Origin of the sequence: Microcoleus sp. FACHB-831, assembly GCF_014695585.1 — a bacterium.
Classification (GTDB): Bacteria; Cyanobacteriota; Cyanobacteriia; order Cyanobacteriales; family FACHB-T130; genus FACHB-831.
Window position 1 is genome coordinate 91,823 of sequence record NZ_JACJON010000061.1, and the last position, 12,604, is coordinate 104,426.

A 12,604-nucleotide genomic window follows, 5' to 3' on the forward strand; every position below is an offset into this window, starting at 1 on the left:
TGCCTCCCAGCAGTCCTCCTTGCGATCGCTAAGCTTAATCAAGCTACCCGTCCTCATTAACCAAAGAACCCATAAACCTCAAGTTTAAAGCTTTCCGCAAAAAAGCAAATGCAATTAATTATGCCACGCCCTAGTTGTTGGTTGGTTTTTGCTAAAGCCACATTAGCAATTGATACAAGCATTAATCCCATTCTTGTAATTCACCGATCCAGTTTCGCATCAGGGCAGTAAGTTGTTCGCGGCGTGTTTCAAAGTTAGCCGCAATCCAGATTAAAAAGCTGCCCACTAACAAACCAACAACCCATTTGAAAAAGGATTGCTTGAGGATTAGCACGACTAGGTGATAAAAGGCATTCAGTAAAAAGGTTGCCGTGCCCACATAAAGAAAAGCACGCACTCGCATAGCCAAGCCAGCAAAAATCGCTATCAGGCTAAATACTCCTGCTTCTATTCCCGTATCTTGATGGAACAAGAATGCTGACACGCAAATTACTCCCATCGCCAGCGATCGCCAGTAGTGGCGAGTTTGCTTTTGACTAGCTAGTTTCAGACTAGGATCGAATTGGGCAACATATAACAGAGATAACCCAAGCGGCACGATGTACCACATAGGATCTGTTATATGCAGAGCCAAAAGCCAGCGGAGGAGCGCCCAATCCACCAGCGCCACACTCATATAGGTAAAACGGATTTGGCTTGCTAAACGCGCAAGCAATGCATAGAACCCCGCTGTAATCAGCAAGCTATACGCGGGAATAACTTCTCTGGTTTCCCATAGAAATACCAGTGGCAGAATGTATGCGGCTTGCTGCCAAGGTCGTTTAGGCCAGCCCCAAGTCTCCCAAGGTAGGATGTAGAGAATATAAGCTCCTACGCAAGCAAGCGGCGCTTTCCAAGGAATCAAAAAATCGGCAGCTAAGATTTTTCCTATTGCCGTATTGAGCCAATAAATCCTCATCCCACCGACTTCCAACAACCCAAGGTAAACCCAGATTTCGGCGGTGGATATTCCTGCTTTCCTTAAAAACGAAGATTCTGAATGTGGCTCATTTGCTAAGGGGGGTTGGGCGCTATCTTCTGCCCGATGTTGCGGCGATCGCTTTCCCTGAAATATGGCATATCGGATTAAAAATACACCAGTTGCCAATCCCACAAGGCGGCTGGCTTCCAAGGGAGCGAATATTGCACCCATCAACAAAGCACTGCTCCAAGCCCAGTGAATGTGAGAAACTGCTCTAAGTTCTGCGGCGCTTAGGCGTAAGTAGCTTATCAGCCAAGGCGATAGTATGCGATATACATACATAATCCCAGTGCCCAACGCGGACATAGCAACCAATGCATCGCCATATGCTCCTCCCGATGCTTGTGCTAGTTGGTAGAACAGTAGTTCGTAGGCAGAAATCGATACTCCAAACAGCCCTAAATAGACTAGAGGTTTAAATTCTTGCTGCCGTCGCCCTACGCCAATGACAATTAAAGCGATCGCCAGCAAACTCAATCCCGTCCAACTTGTAAACGTCCCCCAGCGCAGCAAGCCACCCAACACGCCGTATAGTAGCGGCAGAACGTGCCAACTGCTGGGAATGGTTTCTGTTTCTAATCGATGTCTTCGTCGCCAAACTTCTCCTAAAAGCTGAGTCATTAACCCTAAAGCAATGTTGGCGATCGCTAAATTAATAAGCGATCGCCCAAAAAAGCCCAACAACAAGGCACTCAGCACTTCCAACCCCAAACCCAGCCCGTAAAATGCCCAATTATTGGGTTTTTGCCAACTGCGATAAGCGATCGCGCCCATTGTCAAAGCAGTGGCGATCGAAGTTAACCAACTTGGGGAAGCCAACCCCTGGTACACATAAAGCGAGTGCAGAGTCAGCATCGATAACTCAAAACTACACAGCGCGATCGCCCACCCGTCATTTGCAGAGGCGTAAATTGCCGCTAAAGTACCATTGCGCCGAATTAGCAAACTTCTAGCTAACCATAAAGTCAGGATAGCGATCGCCCCCGCCAACAACCACCCAGCTAATGACAATCGCGGCAATCCTGGCACGCCATCCCACAAAAGTATGGCGAGGAAACTTAAGCCAAAACCTACTGTAATTATCGCTGCTGCCAAGTTCCGCAAGTAGCGTGTATTCAGCAACATCAAGCCAGTTGCAACGCCTAAACCGATTAATCTAATTCCCGGTAGCGTTAGTGTCAGCAGTTGTGCCATCAGTAAAGCTGCGACACTCAGCCAGCTAGCCAGTTTTCTACGCTTTACACCACTTTGACTGGCAACTACAGTTAAAGCCAAGGGTGTAATTAGCCAGATAATTCCCCAATTTTGACTGGTAGATAAGGAAACATTCTGAGCTAAAAATGAATAACTCAGCGCAGCTAGTCCTAAACCAATGTGCCATGCACTGCGCCGCCAGAAGTGCTGAGTAGAAACGCGATGAATCGCGTCTGAATGTTGCGTTGAAGATTCCGCATTTAACTCCTCACTTTCGCTTTGTAACTCAACAGTGCTTCGCGTTGCTGTTGGGGTAACGAGTTTCTCGCGTATTAACATAAATCCCCATTCTGCCACCATGACAGCTAAGGAAATGCTTGCCCAAATTTCTAGAGTCAGATTTGGTAAGAAGCGGTTAATGACAGAAGCAAGAGTTAGCAACGCCATAACGTGAGTTAGATACACCAGGCTAACCCTAGTGGGAGTGCGGCGTTGAGTAACGATCGCCAAAGTTAGGGTAGAAAATATTAGATTGAGCGATCGCACTGTGGGATTTGCCAAGCTGATGAAAGTAAGCACAACCCCAAACCCAAGTGTTAATTGTTCGGCACAATAGGCTAATTCAAACTTTGAGCAACGATAAAACCATTGTGCTAAAGCCAGACTTACAATCGCGTAGGGAAATAAAGCCAAACTTAGCAAAGTCCAAGGGGCATCTTGGGAATTAGTGAGTTGAGTTATAAATGCGATCGCGCCCTGTTGTACGGATGGCGGAACTAACCGCCAACTCAGCCAAATTATCTGCAATCCAATGGCTAAAAGTGCGGCTAAATCAGCTTTAAGCCAAAACCGCTGCAAGCGAGTGGCAAAAAACCATAACCCTAAAACGCTAACTGCGATCGCTTGCCAGGGAACAGTTTCTACTGAAACCAGCCAACCTAAGAGTAATAATATTCCGCCTATTGTTTCCCAAGGAAATTCGCGATTGGGGATTGGGGAGGATTGCGCGATCGCAGAGTTGGGAAGATTAGTAATATTATCTTCCCTGTCCCCAGCCCCTATGGGCGAAACTTGCTGCGCTAGCCAAGCCACCAACCAGCCGCAAATTCCCAGGGCTAACCCTAGCTGGCTAATTTCTACACGGATAACAAAAATCGCTCTTACCAGTAGCATCGCCAAGGCATAGAGCGTTACAGTTGCTGTTAGATTGAGAGGCGTTTGCTGAGATGCTTTAGTGTTAATGCGAGAATTTATTCCAATCTCGCCGTCTTTTTGTTGCTTTTTTAGATAACGAGTTTGATAGAAGGTGACTAGAGACGTTCCCACCATTCCCAAATAAACGGCAATTAGGGGAAATCCTGATAATTTCCAGCCCCAGTGTAGGTAACTGAGTCCCAGAATATTTACTAAGGGCAATACTGGTAGCGACCGAGATTGTTGGGTTTGAGGTTGATTTTTTAATAGCAAAAATGTAATAGCTGTGAGGGCAATTGAAGCGATCGCTACTACAATCCAATCCAAAGGATTCTGCCACAAGCCAAAGCTATCCATCGCCCAAAAATTCACGGGCACTAACAGCAACGTAGCGATTTGCAATGTCTGTGCTGTTAAGCGTAAATTCTGATGTTTGCCAGCCCAGAAACTTACCGCCCAGAAAATTAAGGTATACCCCAACAAAACCCCATACTGTCCGGCTGCGGGAAACCTCTCCCATTGACTGGCAGCTAGCACCCCAGAGGACACTACTACCATGAAGACGCCCAAAAATAGCAGCCACCTGACGCTTAATTCTGCCATTAGCGACTGCAACATCCCGCTACCCCTTGGTTCTTTTAATAAGGGGGGTTTAGGGGGAGTAGATTCTGTGACAAAATCTTCGGTGAAATCCAGCGAATTGTGAGGGAAATTAGACCCAGAGGATACCGTCATTTGAGGAGATAATGCAGGCGTCGTCGCGGGTGCAACTATCGAGACGGGGCAACTTAGGCAATCTTGGCATATCTGTCTAACCTTAGCATCAGATATCAAACCCAAACGCAACCATACATCCAGCCCTTCCAATAGCTGAGGATGGGTTGAAGAAACCGAAATTTCAATTATTCTTTCAAACGAATATGGCATCACCAACCACCTAGTAGATGGATACTCAGATTGTGTTCTTGATATGAAGTATCGGCTAATGCTGCTGTGCCACTTTAAGACCCGACGATAAGGCGATTTCGCTGGGCTGTGCTTACTTTTACAATATTGATGCGTGTTGGAGTATTAAAATAGGTTTTTAACAAAACTTACCTTATTCCACTGAAAAAATAGTAAACCCATAATTAACAAATATAGCTTTGGCGCGATCGCTGGTGAGAAACTTTACAAAATCTTTTGCTAATGCAACATTCTTACTACGTTGCAAGACAGCTACACAATAGACAATCGGAGAGTGGGAATTTTCCGGAACAACACTCACAACTCTTACTTTCTCTGACTGTATAGCATCTGTTACATAAGCAAGACCTGCATCCGCCTTTTTATTTGCTACTAAATTGATTACTTCACGAGGATCTTTACCAAAGATAACTTTATTTTTAATTCGATCTAAAATTCCAAAATGAATTAAACTTTCCCTAGAATATCTGCCATCTGGTGCTTTCTCTGGGTCCGATAAAGCGATTTTATTTACTTTATTGCTGACCAAATCCTTAATCTCAAAGATAGCTGAAGAATCCTTTGTCGCAATTAAGGCTATTTTATTTCTCAGTATATTCGTCCGCGTATTTTCAGTTATTAAGTTTTTGTCTTGTAGATTATCCATTTCTTTACTACCTGCGGAGATGAAAATATCTGCTGCACCTCCCTCTTCAATTTGCTTGGCTAAAGTACCAGCACCTGCAAAGTTATAACTAAGCGTAACGTTTTGCTTTTGTTTTAGGTAATCTGACTCTATTTCTGGCATTACGTCTATTAAACTAATACCTGCCGATATTTCTAAAATGTTGTTTTTTGTTTTTATTAGGTTACAGCCAAATAAAGAACATATAATAGTTAGGCAGCAAATTAAAGGTAGTAGCGGTTTAATATTCATTTTTTTAATTAAATAATAATTAAAATGTATAATTAAATATAGTAGTTTCATTTTAGTGATGATATTGCTTTATTTATTTTTACAACTTAGTGGCTATACTTTGGGGTTATGCCAAATAGGGCAAATTATAATAAGTGCGCGATCGCCAAATAATATTTCGTTAAAACAGTTTATATTACAGATAGAGCGCCCTCAAGACAGGGAACTATATAAGAAAGGCGCTTTGGGCTATTTAGTAGTGTCTGATAAATGCTGTTAAGGGTAAATTATTGGGTTTGGTAGCAGCTAATTATATAGCTCACCACGAAACATCCGTCAAGGCTAAACAGAACATGATCAAAGCTCCACTGCTCGTTCGCAAAGCTGCCACTGCGCCCACAGCCCCTCATCAAAGCCAAACGGGGAAAGTAAGCAGGTTATTTTTCCTGAAGGTTGCAGGGGGGTTGGGGTTAGCAACCGTGCTGCTGGTTGGCGTTGCAGCGATCGCATACCGCAGCATAAATCGGTTGGTTGAGACTAACGAGAGGTCAAAAGATACTTTTACCATTATTAAACAGCTTGATACCGTCCTCTCATACGTCAAGGATGCTGAAACTGGTCAACGTGGCTACATCTTAACCGAAAACGAGGATTATCTAGAACCTTATAGGGCTGGGGCTGGAGTAGTTAAGGAACAAGTTAGAATACTCAGGGAATTAACTGCAAATAATACCAATCAACAGCGAAAGATCCACAAGTTAGAGTTTTTGATTGGCAGTAAGTTGGCTGAACTCCAGCATACGATTGAGCTGCGAAAAAACAATGGTATAGCAGCGGCGATTTCTATAGTAAAGACTAATCAAGGTAAGAAGGTGATGGATGACATCCGCCGCCTAGTTTATGAATTAGAGATTGAGCAGAAGCAGTTATTAACACAGCAGCAAGAAGAGGCAAAAAAAGAAGCACAAAATGCTTTTATCGCTTTTTCAGGCGGAATTTCCTTAAATTTTGGTATTTTATTCTGGGTATACACGCTGATAGCTGGGCATCTCGCGGAGCGCAACCGCGCCCAGGAGGAACTAGGCAAAGAACGCGATTATACAGCGTTCGTTATTCAGAAGACACCAGCAATGATTGTGGGGATAACGCCTGACGGCATTACTAATTTCATCAATCCTGCTGTCGAGGAAGCGACTGGCTATCGCGCAGAAGAATTGATCGGGAAAAACTGGTGGCAAATATTTTATCCTGGGGACGAATACAAGCAATTTGAGCAGTTATGGCGCGATATTCAAGAGGGCAAATGCCGCGACTGCGAGATGGTTTTGACGGCACAAAATGGAGAAAAACTGACAATCGCCTGGAACCACCAGAACCGATACGATCAAAACGGCAGCTTGGTAGAAGTGATTGGCTTTGGCAACAATGTGAGCGATCGCGTTCGGGCTGAAGAAATTCGCCAAGGTGCTGAACTACTGCAACTGGTACTAGACAACATCCCCCAAGCCATCTTTTGGAAAGATAGAAACGGTGTCTATCTGGGCTGTAACAAGAATTGGTGCAAAATTATTGGTTTGAGCCGTCCAGAGAAGATTCTGGGAAAAACAGACTACGACTTGTGGCACGCTTCAAAGGCAGATCAATATCGCTGTGACGATCTGCGAGTTATGGATACAGATACGCCGGAACTGCATGATATAGAACGCAGCATTCAGCCCAGCGGTAAGGAAATATGGCTAGATATCAACCGAGTGCCAATCCACGATCGCGAGGGAAAAGTAATCGGCATACTGGGCACGATTGAAGATATCACCAGTCGCAAGCAAGCAGAAAAAGCCTTGCGGCAGAACATAGAAATGCTTGAGTTAGCGACGGACGCCATTATAATTCGCGATCTCAATGACGCGATCGCCTATTGGAATCAAGGTGCAGAACGGCTATATGGTTGGAAAAAACCAGATGTTTTGGGCAAATACGTCCATACCTTTTTGGAAACAATCTTTCCCAAGCCCCTGGAAGAAGTTTTAGCAGAATTCCTGCGTGAAGGGCGATGGGAGGGTGAATTGATCCATACCAAGCGTGATGGTACTCAAATCGTAGTTGAGAGTCGCTGGACTTTGCAAAGGGATGAAGAGGGTAAGATAGTCGCAATGTTAGAAATCAACAACGACATTAGCGATGCCGTGGCGGCGGCTACGCAACGCAAGCAGGCGGAAGAAGACTTGCGCCAATCAGAAGCCCAGTTGCGACAGCAAGCGCAGCAGCTAAAACAAACTCTGCACGAATTACAAAAGACTCAAGCACAACTGGTTCAGACCGAGAAAATGTCTAGTCTCGGTCAACTGGTTGCAGGTGTCGCCCACGAAATTAACAACCCCGTTAATTTCATCTACGGCAATCTCATCCACGCCGATGAATACACTCAAGATCTGCTACGCCTAATTAAACTCTACCAGCAATACTATCCCAATCCAGCTTTGGAAATTCAGGACGAGGCAGAAGCAATTGAACTAGATTTCCTCATCGAAGATCTACCCAAGATCTTGGCTTCGATGAAAATAGGAGCAGACCGCATACGCTCTATTGTCCTTAGCTTGCGAAACTTTTCGCGGCTGGATGAAGCCGAAATGAAGGCTGTAGATATTCACGATGGAATTGATAGCACGCTGTTAATTCTGCAAAATCGTCTGAAAGCAAAACCTGATAATCCTGGAATTCAGACAATCAAAGAATACGGTAAATTACCTCTGGTTGAGTGTTACCCTGGACAGCTCAACCAAGTGTTTATGAATTTGTTAACTAATGCCATTGATGCCCTAGAGCAAGAGAAAACGAACGGTGATTCGCCAATACAAAATCCCCAGATTCGGATTCGTACCGAAGTTTTAAAATCAAATACTATAACGATTAGCATTGCCGATAATGGCCCTGGAATGACGCCTGAAGTATGTTCGCGCCTATTTGACCCATTTTTTACTACAAAAGCTGTGGGTAAAGGCACTGGCTTGGGTTTATCCATCAGCTATCAAATTGTGGTAGAAAAACACGGCGGTCAACTCAAGTGTATTTCAGCACCAGGCCAAGGTGCGGAGTTTGTTATTAAAATCCCGATTCGCCCGGTGGGCGCTGAAATTGGTGCTACAAAAGCATCCAATAAATAATATTATGCAGGTGTTATTTTTTATAGCCGCTTGATTGAACTAGGGGACTACAAATAAAGAACGCGATCGCTAGTTTATTTTGATGTGGCTTTTAGAGTTATCATCAAACTTGCGATCGCAAGACCTAGTAACATTAGCAACCCTTGATTCCTCTGACACCAGAGCCTAACCCGTTGATGCCACGATACATTGTCTAGAGGGTTAGCCTCTAATTGAGGCTTAGATTTGTCGTAGTAGAGAGTACACTCTTTGGCATAGGGGCGTTTGGGAAAGGTACAGCTATCGTCTTCGTGGTAGGTACAGCTGTTGCACAGAGACTCATCTCCACTAGAGCGATGTAACGTAATGCCGGGATGACCGTAAGCTTTCAGAACATTTCGACAATGAGGACAGCTAGTAGCCTGAGCATCTACAAGTTGATGGCATTTGGGACAACAAGGCATGGCTCGGTAGAAGTGAATCAACGGTTATCTTGTAGCCTATCCTATATATGCGAAGCACCTAAGAGTTCGCCTGCGTCGATGGAAACTTTCGGACTTGATATTCGCCTGACTCAATAATTGGCACTGCGTCTCCGAAGGTTTGGTCAAATTTCCGCTCTACCTCTTCCAGACGATCTTGGGGAATCGACTTCCACTCTTCCCTACTTGCCCAGCGAATCACCATAATAATTTCTGAGGGTCGATAGGGGTTTATCCAAACCTCTTTACCCAGGAAGCCAGGACAGGTGGCGAGGAATGCTGTCCAGATTTCTTCATCGGTACGAATATATTTTTCCCGGAGTTCGGGGGAGACTCGCACTTTGAGCCATTCTATAAGCATGATTCAATCGCTGTTGCTTGCTAGCTTGAGAGGCAGTAGAGCGGGGTTCAATCATATAAATATAATTGTGCCATCATCAAAGCTAGTCAGCTTGGCAGCAGGGTAGGGCTAGAATATCACAGAATAGAATTGTAGGCCGATCTGGATAAGATTCCAACATCGCCTTATGGTACAGGTTCAGCCGCCCACTAGAGCGGCAAATGACAGGAAAGCAGTATGGATAATAACAACTGGCTCAAGCAGCTATTGATGATGGGTGTGGGTACAACATCATTGGTAGCAGACAAAATCAGAGAAGTTAGCGATGAATGGGTGAAAGAGGGGAAGATCAATCCCGACCAGGCTAAGGGGCTGGTAGACGACTTAATGCAGCAGCTTAAGACGGATCAGGGTAGCGTGGAAGCGCAGATGCAACGCCAGATGCGGAATATGTTGCAGGATTTGGGAGTTCCTCGTCAGGCTGAGGTTGATGAATTGCGGGGGCGCATTGACAGGCTGGAGCGCCAGGTGCGAGATCTGGAAAATAAGCTCTGGCGGTGATAGGATTTGGCGGGGGTGGAATTTTATCCGCCTCCGATGATTTTGGATTGCTCGAAATTTAAAATCAAAAACTTTTATGTCAAAGAGTCATGGAGGATAGATTTTGAGAGAGATTTTAATCAGCGCAGGGGTGATGCTGGCTTTTTTTGTGCTATTTATTGCGGCTCAATTTAGCAACCCTCAGAAAGCGGCGATCGCATCTGAGATTAGCAAAAATCAACCCGCAGTTGTTGCACAAATTACTAGCAACTCTACTGTTGCTGAAAACACCACACTTATCGCAATGGATAGCAACTCAGAAAGTAACAAAGCTGATGGTCAAAACGTGCAGACTACCGACTCTGGTCTGAAGTACGTCGAGTTACAGGAAGGGACTGGGGCGACTCCTAAAAAGGGTCAGACTGTTGTAGTTCACTACACCGGGACTCTGGAGAATGGCACGAAGTTCGATAGTTCGCGCGATCGCAATGAGCCCTTCTCTTTTAAACTAGGTGTCGGAAAAGTAATCAAAGGCTGGGACGAAGGACTCAGCACGATGAAAGTTGGCGGACGCCGCCAGTTAATTATCCCCCCAGATTTGGGTTATGGCCGCAGTGGCGCTGGTGGAGTAATTCCTCCGAATGCAACGCTAATTTTCGATGTGGAATTGCTGAAAATTAGTTAGAAACAACTCAACTCTGGTATGCGGAGTTACCTCCAAATGCCAGAGGTTATTAACTTTACGATGACAAACAATTCCAATCATCCAAGAGACTACGATGCAGTTCTTGGCGGTAAAGCACCATCCCCTGCTAGCGGCGCAGTCTTAGGGGGGCTGCAAGGAGCCAAGATGCGCTTGGCTAGCACTGTTGTTGACGAAAGAATCGCTGCTCTAACAGAGGCGCTAAAGTACGGGCAAGCAGGTTTAGATTTGGTGATTGAAGCTTTAAAGGACGAATCTGAGCAGGTACGGCAAGCTGCATATGTACTGCTCCAGGAAAGTGGAGAACCAAGAGTAAAAGAGGTGTTGATGACAACACCTTCAGGACTCAAGTATGTCGATTTAAAGTTGGGAGACGAAGCTATTCCTAAAAAGGGTCAGACTGTTGTAGTTCACTACACCGGGACTCTGGAGAATGGCACGAAGTTCGATAGTTCGCGCGATCGCAATCAGCCCTTCTCATTCAAACTAGGTGTCGGACAAGTAATCAAAGGCTGGGACGAAGGACTCAGCACGATGAAAGTTGGCGGTCGTCGCCAGCTAATTATCCCCCCAGACTTGGGTTATGGCTCCAGAGGCGCTGGTGGAGTAATTCCTGGAAATGCAACGCTAATTTTCGATGTGGAACTGTTGAAAATTAGCTAAGTAGCTCTTTAAAAACCCGGTTTTCCCAAAAACCGGGTTTTTGCGAATTTATTATTTAGCTAAATTCCTAAACTGCGTAAATTCCGGATTAAACAAAAGTTTAATCGTTCCTGTTGGGCCATTACGATGTTTTGCTATTATTATTTCGGTAATATCTCTATCAGGAGAATCCGGATTGTAATAACTATCTCTATACAACATCATAATTAAATCCGAATCTTGTTCAATACTTCCGCTCTCTCTTAAATCGGACATCATTGGGCGCTTGTTGGTGCGGGCTTCGACGCCTCGACTTAGCTGAGATAAAGCAATAATTGGAACGTTGAGTTCGCGGGCTAAACCTTTCAAACTTCGCGTAATTTTTGACAATTCCTGTACGCGGTTATCGCCGCCACCTTCCATCAATTGCAAGTAATCGAGGAGAATTAATCCCAACTCTCCACCTTGTTCTGCTTGCAGACGACGAGCCTCTGTTCGCATCTGCATGACCGTCATGTTAGGGGTATCGTCAATAAATATGGGCACTTCAGATAAAGAAGTAATAGCGCGGATTAACTTTTCCCAATCATTTTGAGCAATTCGCCCTGCCCGCAGACGGTTACTTTCAATCTCCGCCTCGCTAGCCAGCATTCGCTGCACTAACTGTTCTTTAGACATTTCTAAGCTAAAAACAGCAACTGGTAACTTTAGCCCAGAGGCGATATTTTGAGCAATATTCAGAGCGAAACTGGTTTTGCCCATTGACGGTCTCCCAGCCACGATAATCAGGTCAGAACGCTGAAAACCGCTGGTCATAGCATCGAGATCGTAGAAAGCACAGGCAAGGCCGGGTAGAGCTGTCCCTTGGTTTTGGCTTTCTATATCCTGGAAAGTATGGACGAGCGTATCAGAAATCGGCACCAGACCCCGCTGGGGACGAGCCTGACCGATACTGAAAATCTTTTGTTGTGCTTGGTCGAGGACTGTTTCCAAAGCTGTGGTTGTGTCGTAACCTAGCTGGATAATCTCGTTGCCAACTTGGATTAACTTGCGTCGCAGGTATTTGTCAATTACCAGGGCGGCTAATGCGTCAATATTGATGGCTGATACGGTGCGATCGACCAATTGCGCTAACTTGCTTTGTCCGCCAACCTTCTCCAGCAAGCCTTGGTCAGAAAGTCCGGCTGCAACGCTCATCAAGTCAGTCGGCTTGCCTTGAGCGTTGAGGGTTAAGGCGCAGCGATATATCTCGCGATGGGCAGTAATATAGAAAGCTTCTGGAATGAGGCGATCGCTCACCCTCCCAATGGCTTCCGGGTCAAGCAAAATCCCCCCCAAGATCGCCTCTTCAGCGTCGATGTTCTGTGGCGGCAGGCGATCGGCCAAAACGTTAAAATTCAGTTCTTCAGCCATATAAGAGAAAGGAAGAGGAGGAGCATCTTGTAGAGACGGCGATAATCTCGCGTCTCCAATCAGAAACCCGTTTT

9 protein-coding genes are annotated in these 12,604 nt (G+C 45.2%); 4 read left to right on the forward strand and 5 right to left on the reverse strand.

Annotated elements, in window-relative coordinates; all coding sequences use genetic code 11:
- Positions 1–181: 181 nt before the first annotated feature.
- Together H6F77_RS17490 and modA are read right to left on the reverse strand one after the other, a co-directional pair.
- Complete coding sequence (locus H6F77_RS17490) at positions 182–4,336, reverse strand: DUF2157 domain-containing protein (RefSeq protein WP_190489822.1); 4,155 nt, start codon at positions 4,334–4,336, stop codon at positions 182–184.
- Positions 4,337–4,508: 172 nt separating this feature from the next.
- The gene (modA, locus tag H6F77_RS17495; RefSeq protein ID WP_190489823.1) at positions 4,509–5,291 is read right to left on the reverse strand and encodes a molybdate ABC transporter substrate-binding protein; all 783 of its coding nucleotides are present in this window, start codon (positions 5,289–5,291) and stop codon (positions 4,509–4,511) included.
- A 332-nt stretch (positions 5,292–5,623) separates the two neighbouring features.
- On the opposite strand from modA, the gene H6F77_RS17500 reads away from it, so the two are divergent.
- Complete coding sequence (locus H6F77_RS17500) at positions 5,624–8,431, forward strand: PAS domain S-box protein (RefSeq protein ID WP_190489824.1); 2,808 nt, start codon at positions 5,624–5,626, stop codon at positions 8,429–8,431.
- A gap of 74 nt (positions 8,432–8,505) precedes the next feature.
- On the opposite strand, the gene H6F77_RS17505 is transcribed toward H6F77_RS17500, so the two are convergent.
- Together H6F77_RS17505 and H6F77_RS17510 are read right to left on the reverse strand one after the other, a co-directional pair.
- Positions 8,506–8,895, reverse strand: a complete 390-nt coding sequence (locus tag H6F77_RS17505) for a hypothetical protein (protein WP_309228870.1) — start codon at positions 8,893–8,895, stop codon at positions 8,506–8,508.
- A 37-nt stretch (positions 8,896–8,932) separates the two neighbouring features.
- Positions 8,933–9,253: a TIGR03792 family protein gene (locus tag H6F77_RS17510; RefSeq protein ID WP_190489825.1), complete on the reverse strand. Its 321-nt coding sequence runs from the start codon at positions 9,251–9,253 to the stop codon at positions 8,933–8,935.
- 216 nt (positions 9,254–9,469) lie between these two features.
- Here H6F77_RS17510 and H6F77_RS17515 point away from each other — a divergent pair, with 216 nt between their 5' ends.
- The 3 genes from H6F77_RS17515 to H6F77_RS27990 all read left to right on the forward strand — a co-directional run bounded on the left by H6F77_RS17515 (position 9,470) and on the right by H6F77_RS27990 (position 11,138).
- On the forward strand, positions 9,470–9,793 hold the full coding sequence (locus H6F77_RS17515) for a phasin family protein (protein WP_190489826.1): 324 nt from the start codon (positions 9,470–9,472) through the stop codon (positions 9,791–9,793).
- A gap of 103 nt (positions 9,794–9,896) precedes the next feature.
- Positions 9,897–10,457: an FKBP-type peptidyl-prolyl cis-trans isomerase gene (locus tag H6F77_RS17520; protein WP_190489827.1), complete on the forward strand. Its 561-nt coding sequence runs from the start codon at positions 9,897–9,899 to the stop codon at positions 10,455–10,457.
- A gap of 18 nt (positions 10,458–10,475) precedes the next feature.
- Complete coding sequence (locus H6F77_RS27990) at positions 10,476–11,138, forward strand: FKBP-type peptidyl-prolyl cis-trans isomerase (RefSeq protein ID WP_242022241.1); 663 nt, start codon at positions 10,476–10,478, stop codon at positions 11,136–11,138.
- 51 nt (positions 11,139–11,189) lie between these two features.
- Here the strand turns inward: H6F77_RS27990 and dnaB are convergent, their stop codons facing one another.
- A complete protein-coding gene (gene dnaB, locus H6F77_RS17530; RefSeq protein WP_190489911.1) occupies positions 11,190–12,530 on the reverse strand; it encodes a replicative DNA helicase in 1,341 nt (446 codons plus the stop codon).
- Between the last annotated feature and the right edge of the window lie 74 nt (positions 12,531–12,604).